15 protein-coding genes are annotated in these 18,669 nt (G+C 70.8%); 4 read left to right on the forward strand and 11 right to left on the reverse strand.

The features are described from left to right. Position 1: 1 nt before the first annotated feature. The 6 genes from CG719_RS17065 to uvrC all read right to left on the reverse strand — a co-directional run bounded on the left by CG719_RS17065 (position 2) and on the right by uvrC (position 8,119). Positions 2 to 1,213, reverse strand: a complete 1,212-nt coding sequence (locus CG719_RS17065; RefSeq protein WP_100569506.1) for a phosphoglycerate kinase — start codon at positions 1,211 to 1,213, stop codon at positions 2 to 4. A 166-nt stretch (positions 1,214 to 1,379) separates the two neighbouring features. Further along, entirely contained in the window at positions 1,380 to 2,387 is a 1,008-nt protein-coding gene (gene gap, locus CG719_RS17070) for a type I glyceraldehyde-3-phosphate dehydrogenase (RefSeq protein WP_100569507.1), read from the reverse strand. Between the two features lie 542 nt (positions 2,388 to 2,929). Next, a complete protein-coding gene (whiA, locus tag CG719_RS17075; RefSeq protein ID WP_100569508.1) occupies positions 2,930 to 3,919 on the reverse strand; it encodes a DNA-binding protein WhiA in 990 nt (329 codons plus the stop codon). Then, positions 3,910 to 5,004: a gluconeogenesis factor YvcK family protein gene (locus tag CG719_RS17080; RefSeq protein ID WP_100569509.1), complete on the reverse strand. Its 1,095-nt coding sequence runs from the start codon at positions 5,002 to 5,004 to the stop codon at positions 3,910 to 3,912. Before CG719_RS17080 ends, whiA begins: the two co-directional genes overlap by 10 nt. After that, positions 5,001 to 6,002 carry an RNase adapter RapZ gene (gene rapZ, locus CG719_RS17085; protein ID WP_100569510.1) on the reverse strand — a complete coding sequence of 334 codons (1,002 nt, stop codon included), beginning with the start codon at positions 6,000 to 6,002 and terminating at the stop codon, positions 5,001 to 5,003. Before rapZ ends, CG719_RS17080 begins: the two co-directional genes overlap by 4 nt. Then, complete coding sequence (gene uvrC / locus CG719_RS17090; protein WP_100569511.1) at positions 5,999 to 8,119, reverse strand: excinuclease ABC subunit UvrC; 2,121 nt, start codon at positions 8,117 to 8,119, stop codon at positions 5,999 to 6,001. The genes rapZ and uvrC overlap by 4 nt, the downstream gene beginning before the upstream one ends. Positions 8,120 to 8,393: 274 nt before the next feature. On the opposite strand from uvrC, the gene CG719_RS17095 reads away from it, so the two are divergent. Further along, positions 8,394 to 9,341 (forward strand): hypothetical protein, encoded by a 948-nt coding sequence (locus CG719_RS17095; protein ID WP_100569512.1) that lies wholly within the window; start codon positions 8,394 to 8,396, stop codon positions 9,339 to 9,341. A 36-nt stretch (positions 9,342 to 9,377) separates the two neighbouring features. Here CG719_RS17095 and CG719_RS17100 read toward each other — a convergent pair whose 3' ends face one another. After that, the gene (locus tag CG719_RS17100; RefSeq protein ID WP_100569513.1) at positions 9,378 to 9,806 is read right to left on the reverse strand and encodes a Rieske (2Fe-2S) protein; all 429 of its coding nucleotides are present in this window, start codon (positions 9,804 to 9,806) and stop codon (positions 9,378 to 9,380) included. 166 nt (positions 9,807 to 9,972) lie between these two features. Here CG719_RS17100 and CG719_RS17105 point away from each other — a divergent pair, with 166 nt between their 5' ends. Then, entirely contained in the window at positions 9,973 to 10,884 is a 912-nt protein-coding gene (locus CG719_RS17105) for a carbohydrate kinase family protein (RefSeq protein WP_100569514.1), read from the forward strand. A 97-nt stretch (positions 10,885 to 10,981) separates the two neighbouring features. On the opposite strand, the gene uvrA is transcribed toward CG719_RS17105, so the two are convergent. Continuing rightward, the gene (gene uvrA / locus CG719_RS17110; RefSeq protein ID WP_100569515.1) at positions 10,982 to 13,990 is read right to left on the reverse strand and encodes an excinuclease ABC subunit UvrA; all 3,009 of its coding nucleotides are present in this window, start codon (positions 13,988 to 13,990) and stop codon (positions 10,982 to 10,984) included. Between the two features lie 234 nt (positions 13,991 to 14,224). Between uvrA and CG719_RS17115 the strand changes: the two genes are divergently transcribed. Then, positions 14,225 to 14,911 carry a maleylpyruvate isomerase family mycothiol-dependent enzyme gene (locus CG719_RS17115; protein ID WP_100569516.1) on the forward strand — a complete coding sequence of 229 codons (687 nt, stop codon included), beginning with the start codon at positions 14,225 to 14,227 and terminating at the stop codon, positions 14,909 to 14,911. A 210-nt stretch (positions 14,912 to 15,121) separates the two neighbouring features. Further along, complete coding sequence (locus tag CG719_RS17125; RefSeq protein ID WP_100569518.1) at positions 15,122 to 15,778, forward strand: MBL fold metallo-hydrolase; 657 nt, start codon at positions 15,122 to 15,124, stop codon at positions 15,776 to 15,778. A gap of 67 nt (positions 15,779 to 15,845) precedes the next feature. Here CG719_RS17125 and aroQ read toward each other — a convergent pair whose 3' ends face one another. The 3 genes from aroQ to CG719_RS17140 all read right to left on the reverse strand — a co-directional run bounded on the left by aroQ (position 15,846) and on the right by CG719_RS17140 (position 18,593). Then, positions 15,846 to 16,319: a type II 3-dehydroquinate dehydratase gene (gene aroQ, locus CG719_RS17130; protein WP_100569519.1), complete on the reverse strand. Its 474-nt coding sequence runs from the start codon at positions 16,317 to 16,319 to the stop codon at positions 15,846 to 15,848. Between the two features lie 83 nt (positions 16,320 to 16,402). Further along, the gene (locus tag CG719_RS17135) at positions 16,403 to 17,503 is read right to left on the reverse strand and encodes a calcium:proton antiporter (RefSeq protein WP_100569637.1); all 1,101 of its coding nucleotides are present in this window, start codon (positions 17,501 to 17,503) and stop codon (positions 16,403 to 16,405) included. Positions 17,504 to 17,573: 70 nt separating this feature from the next. Continuing rightward, entirely contained in the window at positions 17,574 to 18,593 is a 1,020-nt protein-coding gene (locus tag CG719_RS17140; protein WP_100569520.1) for a TerC/Alx family metal homeostasis membrane protein, read from the reverse strand. Positions 18,594 to 18,669 lie beyond the last annotated feature (76 nt).

Here is an 18,669-nt window from a genome sequence, read left to right on the forward strand (position 1 = left end):
TTCAGTCCTCCAGTGCGGCGAGGCCGGGGAGCGTCTTGCCCTCGAGGTATTCGAGGGAGGCGCCGCCACCGGTCGAGATGTGGCCGAATGCCGACTCGTCGAAGCCCAGCGTACGGACGGCCGCGGCGGAGTCGCCGCCGCCCACGACGGTGAAGCCGTCCGAGTCGACGAGGGCCTGGGCGACCGCCCTGGTGCCCTCGGCGAAGTCGGGGTGCTCGAAGACGCCCATCGGGCCGTTCCAGAAGACGGTGGCGGCGTCGGCGAGCTTCGCGGCGTACAGCTTGCGGGACTCCGGGCCGATGTCCAGGCCCAGCTGGTCGGCCGGCATGGCGTCCGCGGCGACCGCGGTGGGGTGGACGGGGGCCTTGGCCTTCAGGTCCGGGAATTCGGGCGAGACCAGCGTGTCCACCGGCAGGATCAGCTCGACGCCGGTCTTCTCGGCGCGCTCGATGTACTCCCTGACAGCCGGGAGCTGGTCCTCCTGCACGAGGGACTTGCCGATCTCGTGGCCCTGGGCCTTGAGGAAGGTGTACGCCATGCCGCCGCCGATGAGCAGGCGGTCGGCCCTGCCGAGCAGCTCGTCGATGACGGCGAGCTTGTCGGAGACCTTGGCGCCGCCGAGCGCGACGACGTAGGGCCGCCGGACGTCCTCGGTGAGCTTCTTCAGGACGCCGACCTCGGTGCTGATGAGGTAGCCGGCGTAGTGCGGGAGACGGGCCGGCAGGTCGTAGACGGAGGCGTGCTTGCGGTGCACCGCGCCGAATCCGTCGCCGACGTAGACGTCCGCGAGGGCGGCGAGCCGGTCGGCGAACTCGCCGCGCTCGGTGTCGTCCTTGGCCGTCTCGCCGGGGTTGAACCGCAGGTTCTCGATGACCGCGACCTGGCCGGGCTGCAGGCCGTCCACGGCGTCGTGGGCGGCCGGGCCGACGGTGTCCTGGGCGAACGCCACGGGCGCGCCCAGGAGTTCGCCGAGCCGTTCGGCGGCGGGCAGCAGCGAGAAGGCCGGGTCCGGGGCGCCCTTGGGGCGGCCCAGGTGGGAGGCGACGACCACCTTGGCGCCGGCTTGGGCGAGGGCCTTGACGGTGGGCAGGACGGCGCGGATGCGGCCGTCGTCGGTGATGACACCGTCGGCCAGCGGCACGTTGAGGTCGGCGCGGACGAAGACCCGCTTGCCGTCCACGCCTTCGGAGAGAAGTTCGTCGATCGTCTTCATTGGGTTGGGACTCCTGAAGAGGGGGCTCTTGATCGTACGAGGGCTGATCGATCCGCACGTGGGCGGGTTGTGGTCGTTCGGCCCGCTGTACGTGCGTCAGGGCCCGGTCGGCGCGTTGGCGCGCCGACCGGGCCCTGCGCTCACATCGAGGTGCCTGCCCTGCCGGTCAGAGCTGGTTGCCGACGAAGACCGTGAGGTCGACGAGGCGGTTGGAGTAGCCCCACTCGTTGTCGTACCAGCCGATGACCTTCACGTTCTTGCCGTCCTGAACCATGGTCAGGGAGGAGTCGAACGTGCAGGACGCCGGGGCGTTGACGATGTCCGAGGAGACGATCGGGTCCTCGGTGTAGTCCAGGAGGCCCTTCAGCTCGCCCTCGGCGGCCTTCTGGAAGGCGGCGTTGACCTCTTCCTTGGTGACCTCGCGGGAGAGCTCGATGACGAGGTCGGTGACCGAGCCGGTGGGCACCGGGACGCGCATGGCGATGCCGTCCAGCTTGCCCTTGAGCTGCGGCAGGACCAGGGCGGTGGCCTTGGCGGCGCCGGTGGTGGTCGGGATGATGTTCTCGGCGGCGGCACGGGCGCGGCGCAGGTCCTTGTGCGGGAAGTCCAGGATGCGCTGGTCGTTCGTGTACGCGTGCACGGTGGTCATCAGACCCTTGACGATGCCGAAGTTCTCGTCGAGGACCTTCGCCATCGGCGCCACGCAGTTGGTGGTGCAGGAGGCGTTGGAGATGACGTGGTGGTTGGCCGGGTCGTACTGGTCCTGGTTGACGCCCATCACGATCGTGACGTCTTCGTTCTTCGCCGGGGCGGAGATGATGACCTTCTTGGCGCCGCCGGCGATGTGCTTCTCGGCGTCTTCCTTCTTGGTGAAGATGCCGGTGGACTCGATGACGATGTCGACGCCGAGTTCACCCCAGGGGATGTCGGCGGGGTTGCGCTCCGACAGCACCTTGATGGTGTGGCCGTCGACGGTGATGGTGTCGGCGGTGTGGGAGACCTCCTGCTTGAGGCGGCCCAGGATGGTGTCGTACTTCAGCAGGTGAGCGGTGGTCGCGGTGTCACCCAGGTCATTGACAGCCACGATCTCGATGTCCGCACCCTGCTCAAGGAGCGCGCGGAAGTAGTTACGACCGATGCGGCCAAAGCCGTTGATGCCTACGCGGATCGTCACGAACCGATCTCCTCGTTGGTACGCCGGTTTCGACGCCGGCGAGCTGTATTGGGATGTCCCCGACCACCCACGACCCTACCCCTCCAAGGCCTCCGAAGTGACATCCGGACGCGTCCTGGACAGCACGGCTTCGCCAAAGGTCCGAGCCCCTCGCTCCGGCCGTCTGGATCACCCGATTTCGCTATGGATTGCCCATACCAATTGACCACGTTGGTCACTCGTTCGTGAGCCCCCCAGCTCACTTGTGAAATACCCCGATCTCCGCCCAATCCGGACTTCTGACAAACCAGGCAATTCCCCCACGGGGCCGTAGCGGCGGCAGGCCGGCGCATCGCCCCGTCCACGCCTCGGCACCCCGGCCCGCGACGGTCCCGCGACGCTCGACGCGGCCTGTCAAGCACCGACGTCGACCGGCGTCGGTCGACCAGTGCCGGTCACTGTCGGTGCTCCCCCACCAAACCGAGCGGCCACCACCGGCCAACCAGCATCGGCTGGTTGGCCGGTCGGGGTGTGGCGAGTCCGGGCCGGTCGGCCCGTGGCGGTCAGCCCGCCAGGTTGTCCGCCAGATCCTCGGAGAGGTTTGCCTCGGTGCCGGGGATGCCGAGGTCGGAGGCCCGCTTGTCGGCCATGGCCAGCAGGCGGCGGATGCGGCCGGCGACGGCGTCCTTGGTCAGCGCGGGGTCGGCGAGGGCGCCGAGTTCTTCCAGGGAGGCCTGCTTGTGCTCCATGCGCAGGCGCCCCGCGGCGGCGAGGTGCTCGGGGACGTCGTCGGCGAGGATCTCCAGCGCGCGGGCCACCCGCGCACCGGCCGCGACCGCCGCGCGCGCCGAGCGGCGCAGGTTGGCGTCGTCGAAGTTGGCGAGGCGGTTGGCCGTGGCGCGGACTTCGCGGCGCATCCGCCGCTCCTCCCAGGCCAGCACGGACTCGTGGGCGCCCAGACGGGTCAGCAGGGCGCCGATCGCGTCGCCGTCGCGGACCACCACCCGGTCCACGCCCCGCACCTCGCGGGCCTTCGCGGCGATGGACAGCCGACGCGCGGCGCCGACCAGCGCGAGCGCCGCCTCCGGGCCAGGGCAGGTCACCTCCAGGGAGGAGGAGCGGCCCGGCTCGGTGAGCGAGCCGTGGGCCAGGAACGCACCGCGCCAGGCGGCCTCGGCGTCACAGGTGGCACCCGAGACCACCTGCGGCGGCAGGCCGCGGATCGGCCGGCCCCGCCCGTCGACCAGACCGGTCTGGCGGGCCAGCTGGTCACCGCCCGCCACGACGCGCACGACGTAGCGGGAGCCGCGGCGCAGCCCGCCCGGCGCCATCACGATCAGCTCGGAGCTGTGACCGAAGATCTCCAGGATGTCCCGCTTCAGGCGCCGCGCCGCCATGGCGGTGTCCAGCTCCGCCTCGATCACGATCCGCCCGCTGACCAGGTGGAGGCCGCCGGCGAACCGCAGAAGGGCGGATACCTCCGCCTTCCTGCAGCAGGTCCGGGTGACGGGGAGCCGGGAGATCTCGTCCTTCACCGCTGCCGTCATCGCCATGGGCCGATCCTTCCATGCATCCGAAAAATACGGTCGTACGCGGCGGCCAGCAGCTCCGGGTCGTGCCGCGGAGTTCCGTCCCTCCGGGCCACCGGCGCGAGCTCGACCGCTGCGCCGAACCGCTTGGCGGCCTCGGTGAGCACTTCGCGGTCGGGCACGGCGGCCTCGTCGGCCAGCACCACGTCCAGGGCGAGTTTAGGGGCGTGTCGTCCCAAAACCTCCAAATGACGCTGCGGGGAGAAGCCCTCGGTTTCTCCCGGCTGCGGCGCGAGGTTCAGGGACAGGACCCGGCGCGCCCTGGTCTCGGTGAGCGCGTCGAGCAGTTCGGGCACCAGCAGGTGCGGGATGACCGAGGAGAACCAGGAGCCTGGTCCGAGCACCACCCAGTCCGCGTCCAGGACGGCGTCGACCGCCTCGGGCACGGCGGGCGGGTCGTGCGGCACCAGGTGCACGGACTGCACCTCGCCGGGGGTGAGTGCGACGGTGGCCTGCCCGCGCACGGTGTCGACGTCCTCGGGCCGCTCCGGGTCGTGCCCCTTGACCAGCGCCTGGAGCTCCAGGGGCACGGCGGACATGGGCAGCACGCGCCCGTGCGCGCCCAGCAGCTTGCCCACCAGGTCCAGCGCCTGGACGTGGTCGCCGAGCTGTTCCCACAGGGCGACGATCAGCAGGTTGCCCACCGCGTGGTCGTGCAGGTCGCCCTGGGAGGTGAAGCGGTGCTGGATCACTCGGGCCCAGGTCTGGCCCCAGTCGTCGTCGCCGCACAGCGCGGCCAGCGCCTTGCGCAGGTCGCCGGGCGGCAGCACGCCCAGCTCGTCGCGCAGGCGCCCGCTGGAGCCCCCGTCGTCGGCCACGGTGACGACGGCGGTGAGGTCGCCGGTGATCCGGCGCAGCGCGGCGAGCGAGGCGGACAGGCCCATGCCGCCGCCGAGTGCGACCACCTTGGGCTGGGCGCCGCGGCGGCGTGGACGGCCGCCCCGGGACTCGGCCGGGCGCCCGGCGCGCGCCGCGAGCGCCTGCCGAGCCGAACGCCCCTCCGGCACCACCCGGCGCAGGCTGCTCAGCCGCGGAGTACGTCCTCTCACTCGCGCCCCATGTCCCGGTGGACGACGACGGTCTCCACGCCCTCGGCCGCGAGCCGCGCGGCGAGCTTCTCCGACACGGCCACCGAGCGGTGCTTGCCGCCCGTGCAGCCGATCGCGATGGTCACGTACCGCTTGCCCTCGCGCCGGTAGCCGGCCGAGATGAGCCGCAGCAGCTCGGCGTAGCGGTCGAGGAACTCCTTGGCGCCGGGCTGGTTGAAGACGTAGGCGGCGACCTCGTCGTTCAGGCCGGTGAACGGGCGCAGTTCGGGGACCCAGTGCGGGTTGGGGAGGAACCGCATGTCGGCGACCAGGTCGGCGTCGACCGGCAGGCCGTACTTGAAGCCGAACGACATCACGGTGGCCCGCAGTTCGGGCTCCTCCTCACCGGCGAACTGGGCGTCCATCTTGGCCCGCAGTTCGTGCACGTTGAGGCTGGAGGTGTCGATCACCAGGTCGGCGTCGCCGCGCAGTTCGCGCAGCAGCGTGCGCTCGGCGGCGATGCCGTCGACGATGCGGCCGTCGCCCTGGAGCGGGTGAGGCCTGCGCACCGACTCGAAGCGGCGCACCAGGGCATCGTCGGAGGACTCCAGGAAGACGATCCGGCGGGTGACGTTCTTGGCCTCCAGACCGGCCAGGGACTCGCGCAGGTTGTCGAAGAAGCGGCGGCCGCGGACGTCGACGACGACCGCGATGCGGGCCACGTTGCCCTGCGAACGGGCACCGAGTTCCACCATGGTGGGGATCAGCGCCGGCGGCAGGTTGTCGACGACGAACCAGCCGAGGTCCTCCAGACACTTGGCGGCCGTGGACCGGCCGGCCCCGGACATGCCGGAGATGATCACCAGCTCGGGAATGGCCGTGTCGGGGACGCCGGCCGTGTCGATGCCCGTACTCACCTGTGCTCCGTTTTCCGTGGACGCGCGCTCGTGCTGTTCCTCGCGCGGTCCTTCCTGGGACTGATCTCGCTCGGCGCTTCGCCGTGCGTCGTGCTCGGTCATGTCTCCTGCCCCCGTCGGTCGTCCGGGACGCTCGTGGGCACGGGCGTCTCCGCGTCAGCCGCCGTCGTCGCCGGTGGCGCTTCTTCCACGTCTTCCATGATCTCTCCAGTCGCCGTGTTGACGGCGGGTGCGGCCGGGGCCGCCTGGGCGAGGGCCGCCGCGATGGTCTCGGCTGTTTTGCGTCCTATGCCGGGTACCCCGCAGATCTGGTCGATTGTCGCGGACCGCAGCCGCTTCACCGAGCCGAAATGCTTGATCAGCGCCTGTTTGCGTGTCTCGCCGAGGCCCGGCACGTCGTCCAGGGGTCCGGACCGGAAGCGCTTGGCCCGTCTGGTGCGCTGGTAGGTGATCGCGAACCGGTGGGCCTCGTCGCGTACCCGCTGCAGCAGGTACAGGCCCTCGCTGCTGCGGGGCAGGACCACCGGGTCGTCCTCGCCGGGCACCCAGATCTCCTCCAGGCGCTTGGCCAGTCCGCACACGGCGATGTCGTCGATGCCGAGTTCGTCCAGGGCCCGCTGGGCGGCCGCCACCTGGGGCTGCCCGCCGTCGACGACGACGAGCTGAGGCGGATAGGCGAATCGCTTGGGGCGGCCGTCGTCCTCGACGAGGGTGCCGACCGGGCCGTCGGGCAGGCCGTCGGGTGATCCGTCCACGGGGACGTCCTCGCCGTCGGCCCACTCGCCGGTCCTCTCCTTCTCGGCGAGGTAGCGCCTGAACCGGCGGGTGATCACCTCGTGCATGGAGCGGACGTCGTCCTGGCCCTCGCCGTGCCAGAGCCGCGTGTCCCCGGCGCGGCCCTTGATCTGAAAGCGGCGGTACTCGCTCTTGCGCTGGAGGCCGTCCTCGAAGACGACCATGGAGGCCACCACGTCGTCGCCCTGCAGGTGGGAGATGTCGTAGCACTCGATCCTCAGGGGGGCGCTGTCCAGATCGAGGGCCTCCGCGATCTCCTCCAGGGCACGCGAACGCGTGGTGAGGTCGGAGGCGCGCCTGGTCTTGTGCAGGACGAGCCCCTGCTGGGCGTTGCGCTGCACGGTCTCCATGAGGGCCTTCTTGTCGCCGCGCTGCGGGATGCGCAACGAGACGTTCGACCCGCGGCGCTCGGCGAGCCACTCCTGGACCGGCTCGAGCGGGTCGGGCAGGGCCGGGACGAGGACCTCCTTGGGGACGGCGTCCCCGCTCTCCTCGCCGTACAGCTGCTGCAGGGCGTGCTCGACGAGGGCGCCGGTGGTGACATCCTCCACCTTGTCGGTCACCCAGCCGCGCTGGCCGCGCACCCGTCCGCCGCGCACGTGGAAGATCTGCACCGCGGCCTCCAGCTCGTCCTCGGCGACGGCGATGAGGTCGGCGTCGGTCGCGTCGGCGAGCACGACCGCGTTCTTCTCCATGGCCTTCTTCAGGGCCTCGATGTCGTCGCGCAGGCGGGCGGCCCGCTCGTACTCCATCTCCTCGGCCGCCTCCGTCATCTGCTTCTCCAGGCGGCGCAGATACGTGCCGGTGCGGCCGGCCATGAAGTCGCTGAAGTCCTCGGCCAGTTCGCGATGCTCCTCGGCGGAGACGCGGCCGACGCAGGGCGCGGAGCACTTGCCGATGTAGCCCAGCAGGCAGGGGCGGCCGGTGCGGGCGGCGTTCTTGAAGACACCGGCCGAGCAGGTGCGTACCGGGAAGACGCGCAGCAGCAGGTCGACGGTGTCGCGGATGGCCCACGCGTGCCCGTACGGCCCGAAGTAGCGCACGCCCTTCTTCTTGTGGCCGCGCATCACCTGCACGCGGGGGAACTCCTCGTTCATCGTCACCGCGAGGTACGGGTAGCTCTTGTCGTCGCGGTACTTGACGTTGAACCGGGGGTCGTACTCCTTGATCCAGGAGTACTCCAGCTGCAGCGCCTCGACCTCCGTGGACACCACCGTCCACTCCACGGACGCGGCCGTGGTCACCATGCTGCGGGTGCGCGGGTGGAGGTTCGCGAGGTCCTGGAAGTAGTTCGCCAGGCGCTGGCGCAGGCTCTTGGCCTTTCCGACGTAGATGACCCGGCGGTACTCGTCACGGAAGCGGTAGACCCCGGGGCAGTCCGGGATGTCTCCCGGCTTGGGGCGGTAGCTGGAGGGGTCGGCCATGACTCAACCCTACTGTCGGGCACTGACACCGCGGCGGCCCTCCACCACCCCGGCCACGGCGCGCCCCCTCGAGGGGTGCCTCCTCGGCCGGGAACGCACGCCTGTCCGTCCCAGGTGTTGTCGGGGCTTGGTCAACACGCTTCAATGCGGGGGAACTCGGGGCCGCGGACGACGGCGTCCGGACGTGCAGAACCCTGCCTTCGCGCGGGGCGGCCCCGACGACCCGCGTGAAGGGTCCGCCGAGCCGCCCGCACCTTCACAGAAAGGCCCGCGCATGCCGCACGCCCCACAGCAGGCGGAGTTCGCCACCGCGGAACTGGACACGGCCCTGCGGGGCGGCCCCTTCCACGTGGCGCTGCGCGCCGCGATCGCCGCCCGCGGACTGCCGCTGCAGCGTGTGCAGCACCATCTGACGCGCTACGGGGTGAAGGTCGGCGTCACCAGCCTCAGCTACTGGCAGCAGGGCGCCCGGCGCCCACAGCGCCCGGAGTCGCTGCGGGCCGTGCGGGCGCTGGAGGAGATCCTGCGACTGCCGGAGGAGTCTCTGATCCGGCTGCTGGCCGAGGCCGACGAGCACGCGTCGGCCGGGCGGCCCGGCGTCCGCTCCTACCGTTCCCTGGTCCGGGCCTCTGACGTGCTGCGCGGGCTGCTGGCCGAGCTGGACTGCCCGCCCGGCGGCGGGCCGCACGTGCTCGGGCACCACGAGCGGGTGCTGATCGGGCCGCGGCGCGAGCTCGCGGGCCGTGAGTCCGAGCACATCGTGCGCGCCCACCGGGACGGCGTGGACCGTTTCGTGGCCGTCCACCACGGCGATCCGGGGTGCGCGCCGGAGCGGATGACCGTGCACGCCCTGGAGAACTGCCGCACCGGGCGGATACGCCGGCACCACGACACCGGGGTGCTGGTCGCCGAGCTGCTCTTCGACACCCGGCTGCGGGCCGGTGACACGTTCCTGTTCCGGCACGCCGTGCAGGACGGAACGGCGGGGACGACGTGCGAGTACGTCCGGGAGTTCGCCTCCCCCGGCGGCCAGTACGCGCTTCAGGTGCGGTTCGACGCCGGCACCCTGCCGGTGCGCTGCCACCGGTTCACCCAGGCGTCGGCGGCGGCGCCGCGCAGTGGCCGCCGGGAGCTGCCGGTGAGTGAACGGCACCGTTCGGTGCACCTGGTGGAGCCGCGTGTGCGCTCGGGGACCGTCGGGGTCGGCTGGGAATGGGAGTGACCAGGGGGAACGAGCGGGCCGGGCGGGCGGCGGCCGTCAGGCGCCGGGTCCGGCGACGAGCCTGCCGCCCTCGGCGCGCACGGGCAGTCCGGGCAGCGGGGTACTGGCCGGGGAACGTACGACCTCGCCGGTCGTGGCGTCGAACTCGCTGCCGTGGCAGGGGCAGATCAGCTTCGTCCCCTCGAGCTTGTTGATCGGGCACTGCGCGTGCGTGCAGATCGTGCTGAAAGCCTTGAGGGCGCCGTCCGCGTCACGGCTGACCACCACGTTGTGGTCCCGGTACAGCTTGGCGCCGCCCTTGGGGACGTCGCTCTCGGCGCCCAGGTCGACCGGCGCGGTGGGCGTGGCCGGGGCCGTGGTGCCGCCGCCGATCGGCCCGCAGGCGGTGAGCCCGAGCGCGACGGCGGGGGTGAGGGCCGCTCCCCGCAGGATCGTGCGGCGGCTCGCGGAGGGGCGGCCGGACATGAGGTCCTCCACTGGTCAAGGGGCTGGACGAGGCCGACGATACCCACCGGGCCCGAACCGGGCGGCGGCGGGTCGGGCGGACGCGGACGCCCCGGACCGGCGTTTTACCTCCGGCGCGCAATGGGATAGCTTCCCGGCCCGAGCTGTCCGAGAGAGGAACCGACTCGTGATCGTCGTCGCCGGTGAGGCCCTGATCGACCTGGTACCGCGGGAGAGGGGCGCCCTCGCGGACCTCAGACCGGCGCTCGGCGGCGGCCCGTACAACACGGCCGTCGCGCTGGGCCGCCTCGGCTCGCCCACCGCGTTCTGCTCCCGTACGTCGTACGACGCCTTCGGCGAGGCCCTGCTCGACGGGCTGCGGGGGGCCGGGGTGGACGTGTCCGGAGTGCAGCGCGGCGCCGAGCCGACCACCCTGGCGGTCGCCACGGTCGGCACCGACGGCTCCGCCGCGTACTCGTTCTACGTCGACGGCACCGCCGACCGTCTGTTCACGGCGCCCGCCGCGCTTCCCGCCGGAACCCGCGCTGTCTCCTTCGGTACCTGCTCGCTCGTGCTGGAGCCGGGCGCGAGCGCCTACGAGGAGCTGATGCGGACGGCGTCCGCGCAGGGTGTGTTCACCGCGCTGGACCCCAACATCCGGCCAGGACTGATAGCGGACGCGGACGCCTACCGGGCGCGCTTCGCGAGCTGGCTGCCCTCGGTGTCGCTGCTGAAGCTGTCCGAGGAGGACGCGGGGTGGCTGGGCGGCACTCCGCGCGAGTGGCTGGCCGCCGGACCCTCGGCGGTGGTGATCACCCACGGCGGTGACGGGCTCACCGCGTACACCCGGGACGGCGCGGAGCACTCCGTGCCGGGCGAGAAGGTCGACGTCGTCGACACCATCGGCGCGGGCGACACCGTCAACGCGGCCCTGCTGCACGGCCTATCCGCCCAGGACGCCCTGTCCCCCGAGGCCCTGGCCGGCCTCGGCGCCACGGGCTGGACCCGGCTGCTGCGGTTCGCGGCACGCGCGGCGGCAATCACCTGCTCACGCGCGGGCGCGGAACCGCCGTACGCGTCGGAGGTCGGCGCACCGTAGCGCAGGGCGCCAGGCCTTCGGCCTCTGTGTGCCTCAGGCGCGGGCGGCGCCCCGCGGGAATGTCCGCGGGGCGCCGCTCGTACTACTGGACGGTGTCTCAGGCCTTGCGGGCCCGGGTCGTCTTCTTCGCGGGCGTCGCCTTCTTGCTCGCCGTGCTGTTGGCAGCCTTGGCCGTCGTCCTGCGGGTCGCCGACGTGGCCGCGACGGCCTTCTTGGCGGCGGTCGCGCGCGGGGCCTTGGCCGAGGAGGCGGCGTCGCTGATCCGGTCGGGCTGGAGGATCTCGCGCAGGAACTTGCCGGTGTGGCTGGTCGGGACGCCGGCGACCTGCTCGGGCGTGCCCTCGGCGATGACCAGACCGCCGCCGGCGCCGCCCTCGGGGCCCATGTCGACGACCCAGTCGGCGGTCTTGATCACATCGAGGTTGTGCTCGATGACGATGACCGTGTTGCCCTTGTCGACCAGTCCGGACAGCACCTTCAGCAGCTTGCTGATGTCCTCGAAGTGCAGACCGGTGGTGGGCTCGTCCAGGACGTAGACCGTGCGTCCGGTGGAACGGCGCTGCAGCTCGCTGGCGAGCTTCACACGCTGCGCCTCACCGCCGGACAGGGTGGTCGCGGACTGGCCCAGCCGGACATAGCCGAGGCCGACGTCCTTGAGGGTCCTGAGGTGCCGGGCGATCGCCGGGACCGCCTCGAAGAACTCGGTCGCCTCCTCGATCGGCATGTTGAGCACCTCGGCGATGGACTTGCCCTTGTAGTGCACCTCCAGCGTCTCCCGGTTGTAGCGGGCGCCGTGGCAGACCTCGCAGGGGACGTAGACGTCCGGCAGGAAGTTCATCTCGATCTTGATGGTGCCGTCGCCCGCGCAGTTCTCGCAGCGGCCGCCCTTGACGTTGAAGGAGAAGCGGCCGGGCTGGTAGCCCCGGACCTTCGCCTCGGTGGTCTCGGCGAACAGCTTGCGGATGTGGTCGAAGACGCCGGTGTACGTCGCCGGGTTGGACCGCGGGGTGCGGCCGATGGGCGACTGGTCGACGTGCACCACCTTGTCCACGAGGTCGTCGCCGTCCACGCGCGTGTGCCGGCCGGGCACATTGCGCGCGCCGTTCAGCTCGCGGGCCAGGTGGGTGTACAGGATGTCGTTGACCAGCGTCGACTTGCCGGAACCGGAGACTCCGGTGACCGCTGTGAACAGGCCGAGCGGGAAGGACACGTCGATGTCCTTCAGGTTGTTCTCCCGGGCGCCGTGCACGGTGAGCTGCCGGGACGGGTCCAGCGGGCGCCGGATGCCGGGCAGCGGGATCGCCTTCTTGCCGGACAGGTACTGCCCGGTCTGCGACTCGGCGTTGGCGAGCAGTTCCTTCAGGGAGCCGCTGTGCACGACCTTGCCGCCGTGCTCGCCCGCGCCGGGGCCGATGTCGACGATCCAGTCGGCGGTCTTGATGGTGTCCTCGTCGTGCTCCACGACGATGAGCGTGTTGCCCATGTCGCGCAGCCGGACCAGGGTCTCGATCAGCCGGTGGTTGTCGCGCTGGTGCAGGCCGATGGACGGCTCGTCGAGGACGTACAGGACGCCGACGAGGCCGGAGCCGATCTGGGTGGCCAGCCGGATGCGCTGGGCCTCGCCGCCGGAGAGCGTGCCGGCCGCGCGGTTCAGCGAGAGGTAGTCGAGGCCGACGTCGACCAGGAACCGCAGCCGCTCGTTGACCTCCTTGAGGACCCGCTCGGCGATCTTCTTGTCGCGGGCGTCGAGCTTCAGCCCGCGCAGGAACTCCGCGCAGTCGCTGATGGACATCGCGGAGATCTCTGCGATCGACCTGCCCATGAGCGTGACCGCGAGGACGACCGGCTTCAGCCGCGTGCCCTCACAGGTGGGGCAGGGCACCTCGCGCATGTACCCCTCGAAGCGCTCACGGCTGGCGTCGCTCTCGGCCTCGCTGTGCCGGCGCTTGACGAACGGCACGGCGCCCTCGAAGGGCGTGGTGTAGACGCGCTCGCGCCCGTACCGGTTGCGGTAGCGGACCTCGATCTGCGTCCTGTGGCCGTAGAGCAAGGCCTTCTTGGCGCGCTGCGGCAGACCCGCGAAGGGGATGTCGGTGCGGAAGCCCAGGGCGTCGGCGAGGGCGCCGACCAGCCGGCCGAAGTAGTCCTTGGTGTGCCCGTGCGACCAGGGGTGGATGGCGCCCTCGTCGAGGCTCTTCTCCTCGTCCGGGACGATCAGCTCCGGGTCGACCTCCATGCGGGTGCCGATGCCGGTGCACTCGGGGCAGGCGCCGAAGGGCGAGTTGAAGGAGAAGGAGCGCGGCTCCATCTCCTCGAAGGACAGGTCGTCGTACGGGCAGTACAGGTGCTCCGAGTACATCCGCTCGCGCTCGGGGTCGTCCTCGGGCAGGTCGACGAAGTCGAGCACGATCATGCCGCCGGACAGGCCGAGTGCGGTCTCGACGGAGTCGGTGAGGCGGCGCTTGGCGCTGTCCTTCACCGTGAGGCGGTCGACGACCACCTCGATGGTGTGCTTCTCCTGCTTCTTCAGCGTGGGCGGCTGGGAGAGCTGGATGGTCTCGCCGTCCACGCGCGCGCGGGAATAACCCTTGGTCTGCAGGTCGGCGAAGAGGTCGACGAACTCGCCCTTGCGCTCGCGCACCAGCGGCGAGAGGACCTGGAAGCGGCTGCCCTCCGGCAGCTCCAGCACCCTGTCGACGATGGCCTGCGGCGACTGCCGCGAGATCGGCCGGCCGCACTCGGGGCAGTGCGGCTTGCCGATGCGGGCGAAGAGCAGGCGCAGGTAGTCGTAGACCTCGGTGATGGTGCCGACCGTCGAGCGCGGGTTGCGCGAGGTCGACTTCTGGTCGATGGAGACCGCCGGGGAGAGACCCTCGATGAAGTCGACGTCCGGCTTGTCCATCTGGCCGAGGAACTGGCGGGCGTACGAGGAGAGCGACTCCACGTAGCGCCGCTGGCCCTCGGCGAAGATGGTGTCGAAGGCCAGGGAGGACTTGCCCGACCCGGACAGGCCCGTGAAGACGATGAGCGAGTCCCGAGGCAGGTCGAGCGAGACGTTCTTCAGGTTGTGCTCGCGCGCGCCACGGACGATGAGACGGTCGGCCACGCCGGTCCGCACCTTTCTTGAGAGAAGTGACAGGGGCGGGGCCCCCGTGCTTTCTCAGACTAGGGGGAGCCACTGACAACGCCGGGCGGGATTCCAGGAGCCGCCCGGATACACAACAATCCCCGGCTCTCCAGCATGCCCGATGCCACACCCGACCTTATAGCACGTACATTCGATTTACGGCCGTCCTTCGCCGCCTTCACCCGAACGTGTGGCGGGGCTAGGGTCGGCGTCATGATTGATCACGCGCGCGACCTGGCCTCTGTGCAGGACGCGACCGAACGACTGCTGACCGCTGCCGGCAAGCTGGACAACGCGGCTGTGACCGACGAGTCACGACTCCCCGGCTGGACCCGGGGCCACATCCTGGCCCACCTCGCCCGCAACGCCGACGCGCTGGTGAACGTCCTCGAGGGCCGTCCCATGTACGCGTCCGCCGAGGCCCGGGACTCCGACATCGAGCGGGACGCCACGCGCCCCCTCGACGTCCAGCTCGCGGACGTGCGCGAGAGCGCGGCCCTCTTCCAGCGGTCGGCGGCCGGACCCGCGGACTGGTCGCGGACCGTGGAGCTGCGCAACGGCGTCACCGACTCCGCGTCCCGGGTGCCTTTCCGGCGCTGGGTGGAGGTCGAGCTGCACCATGTGGACCTCGGCATCGGCTACGAGCTCGAGGACCTTCCGGCGGAGTTCGTCGAGCGGGAGATCGAGTTCCTGGCCCAGCGGTTCTCCGGACACCCGGACGTGCCGCCGACCCGGCTGACGGACGGCACGCACGCTTGGGACACGGGCCGGAAGGCGGACGAGCCCGCGGTCACCGTGACGGGGAGCCGGGCGGACCTGCTCGGCTGGCTCGCGGGACGCCGCGACGGATCCGCCCTGACGGCGGCGGGCGGAACGCTCCCGGCGCTGCCCCCGCTCTAGGGTCTGTCGTTTGGATCAGGCCGGATCAGGGAGCGGGGTCTGGTGCCGTGGATCGCAAGGCGGAGGAGGGCGGCAGGGCGGAGCCCTGCCAACCGACGACAACACCGCGAGGCACGGTGCCGGACCCCGCGAGCCCGGCATGATCCAAACGAGAGGCCCTAGCCGCGTGCGCGGTCCCCGGGCGGCTGCCCCCGCTATAGGCTGACGACCATGACGTACAGCGGAGAGGTGAAGGTCGGCGGCCCGGCGGACGTGCACGAGCTGAAGGACCTGATGATCACCAAGATCGCGGTCGGCCCGATGGACAACAACGCCTATCTGCTGCGCTGCCGGGCCACGGACGAGCAACTGCTGATCGACGCGGCGAACGACGCGCACACGCTGCTCGGCTCGATCGGTGACGACGGCATCGCCTCCGTCGTCACCACCCACCGGCACGGCGACCACTGGCAGGCGCTGGCGGAGGTCGTGGCGGCCACGCACCCGCGTACGTACGCGGGACGGGACGACGCCGAGGGCATCCCGGTGCCGACCGACGTGCTGCTGGAGGACGGGGACACCGTCCGGGTGGGGCAGGTCGAACTCACCGCGCGCCACCTCGTCGGCCACACTCCCGGCTCGATCGCGCTGGTCTACGACGACCCGCACGGGCACCCCCATGTGTTCACGGGCGACTGCCTCTTCCCCGGCGGGGTGGGCAACACCCACAAGGATCCGAAGGCGTTCGCCCGCCTGATCCACGACGTGGAGACGAAGATCTTCGACGTCCTGCCGGACGAGACCTGGGTCTACCCGGGCCACGGCAACGACACCACCCTGGGCGCCGAACGCCCGCATCTGCCGGAGTGGCACGCGCGCGGGTGGTGAACGGCACGGGCCGCCGATCGCCTGCTCCCGCCCTCGGCCGACGGCCCCGGCCGCACGCGGCGGGCGGCTACGCGTCCGCCCGCTGTGCGCCGGCCAGTGCCGCGACCCGCTCCACCGCGAACGCGTAGCCCTGCACTCCGCACCCCGCGATGACGCCGTCGGCACGCAGCGAGACGTACGAGTGGTGCCGGAACTGTTCGCGCTGGTGGATGTTGGAGATGTGCACCTCCACCACCGGCAGCCCGTCACAGGTGTTGAGCGCGTCCAGGATCGCGACGGAGGTGTGCGAGTAGGCGGCCGGGTTGATGACGATTCCGCAGTGGTTCAGCCGGGCCTCGTGGATCCAGTCGACCAGTTCACCCTCGTGGTTGGACTGGCGGAAGTCGACCGTGCCGTCGTGCGCGGCGGCTGCCTTCGCGCACAGCGCCTCGACGTCCGCGAGCGTGCCGGAGCCGTAGATGTCCGGTTGCCGCTGCCCGAGCAGGTTCAGGTTGGGGCCGTTGAGAATCATGATCGGGGCGTTGGCCAGGGTACGGGGCACGGTTCCTCCGGTCCGTTCGTCCTGCGGTGGCCGATGGGCGACCGCCGCTCGAAACCCCGGTCTATCACGACACCTTGATCCTCCTAGGGGTTGATCGCCAACTCCAGGTAGGCCGCGAAGATCACCAGATGTACGCCGCCCTGGAGCGGCGTGGCCCGTCCCGGCACCACCGTCAGCGAAGTGACCACCACGGTGAGCAGAAGCAGCAGCATGTGGGTGGAGCCGAGGCCGAGGACGAGCGGCCCGGACAGCCACAACGACGCCAGCGCGACGGCCGGAATGGTCAGGCCGATGCTGGCCATCGCGGATCCCAGCGCGAGGTTGAGGCTGGTCTGCACCCGGTCGCGCCGGGCGGAGCGCAGGGCGGCGATGGTCTCGGGCAGCAGCACGAGCAGGGCGATGATCACGCCGACGACCGCATGGTGCAGCCCGGCGGCCTGCACCGCGGACTCGACGGTGGGCGACACGCCCTTGGCCAGTCCGACCACGCCGACCAGGGCCATGGCCAGCAGTCCCAGGCTGATCCGGGCGGTGCGGGCGGACGGTGCCGCCGCGTGGTCCTCGGAGGTGATCACCTCGCCCTGCCGGGTGATCGGCAGGAAGTAGTCGCGGTGCCGCACGGTCTGGGTGGTCACGAACAGGCCGTACAGAACGAGTGAGGAGATCGCGGCGAAGGTGAGCTGCACTCCGGAGAACCGCGGCCCCGGCTGGCTGGTGGTGAACGCCGGCAGCACCAGGCTCAGCGTGGCCAGGGTCGCCACGGTGGCGAGGGCGGCGCCCGTGCCCTCGGCGTTGAAGACGGCCGTGCCGTGACGCAGTGAGCCGACCAGCAGGCTCAGTCCCACCACGCCGTTGCAGGTGATCATCACTGCCGCGAACACCGTGTCCCTGGCGAGCGTCGAGGACTTGTCGCCGCCGTCCGCCATCAAGGTCACGATGAGCGCGACCTCGATGACGGTGACGGCGATGGCGAGGACCAGGGAGCCGAAGGGTTCGCCGACCCGGTGGGCGACCACCTCCGCGTGGTGCACCGCGGCCAGCACCGAGCCCGCGAGGACCAGGGTGATCACGCCGACGGCCACGCCGGGGAGGGAACGCCCCCAGGTGAGGATCAGCAGGACGACCGCGAGCACCGGCACGATGACCGTCCACGCCGTCAAGAGTCCCCTGAGCCGCGTGATCATGCTGCGATCGTCGCAGAGTCCCGGAATGTTCGCATGCGCGATCAGAGGGCGGGTGCGCTCCTGCTCGCGCTCAGGCATCGACCCTGCCCTTCGGCGCGTCCTCGTGGTGCTCGTCCCGTGCTCGCGTCTCGCGCACCTCATCCGCGGCCTGCCTCTTGGCGGCCAGCAGGCTGGTGACCGTGGTGACGGCCAGAACCGCGCAGATCACGCCGAGGGAGAGGGGGATGCCGATCTGGGGGACGTGTACGCCGGACTCGTGCAGCGCGTGCAGCACCAGCTTGACTCCGATGAAGCCCAGGATCACCGACAGGCCGTAGGACAGGTGGACCAGCTTCTTGAGCAGGCCGCCTATCAGGAAGTACAGCTGGCGAAGGCCCATCAGTGCGAAGGCGTTGGCGGTGAAGACGATGTACGGGTCCTGGGTGAGGCCGAAGATCGCGGGGATCGAGTCGAGGGCGAACAGGATGTCAGTGGTGCCGATCGCGAGCATCACGACCAGCATCGGCGTCATGACCCGCTTGCCGTTCTGCCGGATCCACAGCCGGGTGCCGTGGTAGCGGTCGGCCACGCCGAACCGGCGCTCGGCCGCCTTGAGCAGCTTGTTCTCGTCGAACTCCTCTTCCTCGTCCCCGCCGGAACGGGCCTCCTGGATGAGCTTCCAGGCGGTCCAGATCAGGAAGGCGCCGAAGAGGTAGAACACCCACGAGAAGCTCGCGATGATCGCGGCTCCGGCGGCGATGAAGCCGGCCCGCAGCACCAGGGCTATGAGGACACCGATCATCAGCACCCGCCGCTGGTACTGCGACGGCACGGCGAACTTGCCCATGATCAGGACGAAGACGAAGAGGTTGTCGACGCTCAGCGACTTCTCGGTGATGAATCCGGCGAAGAACTCGCCGGCCGGCCGGCCGCCGCCGAAGACGAGCAACCCGAGCCCGAAGAGACCGGCCAGGACGATCCAGACGGCCGTCCACATCCCGGCTTCCTTGATCGACACGTCGTGGGGTTTACGGCCGATGAAGAAGTCGACAGCGATCAGGGCGGCCAGGCCGGCGATGGTCAGGATCCACAGGGACAACGAGACGTTCACAGGACAAAACGGTACCGGAATGACCAAGGAATGGTAAAGGGAAAAGCAAAGAAAAGATCAAAGTCGCAGGTCAGGC

It is taken from the genome of Streptomyces sp. CB01373 (genome assembly GCF_002803075.1).
In the GTDB taxonomy this organism is placed as follows: domain Bacteria; phylum Actinomycetota; class Actinomycetes; order Streptomycetales; family Streptomycetaceae; genus Streptomyces.

Bases quoted from the DNA above. Each gene is read 5' to 3' on its own strand.
- CG719_RS17065 (WP_100569506.1), bottom strand. From the start codon at position 1,213: ATGAAGACGATCGACGAACTTCTCTCCGAAGGCGTGGACGGCAAGCGG.
- whiA (WP_100569508.1), bottom strand. From the start codon at position 3,919: ATGGCGATGACGGCAGCGGTGAAGGACGAGATCTCCCGGCTCCCCGTC.
- rapZ (WP_100569510.1), bottom strand. From the start codon at position 6,002: ATGACCGAGCACGACGCACGGCGAAGCGCCGAGCGAGATCAGTCCCAG.
- uvrC (WP_100569511.1), bottom strand. From the start codon at position 8,119: ATGGCCGACCCCTCCAGCTACCGCCCCAAGCCGGGAGACATCCCGGAC.
- CG719_RS17095 (WP_100569512.1), top strand. From the start codon at position 8,394: ATGCCGCACGCCCCACAGCAGGCGGAGTTCGCCACCGCGGAACTGGAC.
- CG719_RS17100 (WP_100569513.1), bottom strand. From the start codon at position 9,806: ATGTCCGGCCGCCCCTCCGCGAGCCGCCGCACGATCCTGCGGGGAGCG.
- CG719_RS17115 (WP_100569516.1), top strand. From the start codon at position 14,225: ATGATTGATCACGCGCGCGACCTGGCCTCTGTGCAGGACGCGACCGAA.
- CG719_RS17125 (WP_100569518.1), top strand. From the start codon at position 15,122: ATGACGTACAGCGGAGAGGTGAAGGTCGGCGGCCCGGCGGACGTGCAC.
- CG719_RS17135 (WP_100569637.1), bottom strand. From the start codon at position 17,503: ATGATCACGCGGCTCAGGGGACTCTTGACGGCGTGGACGGTCATCGTG.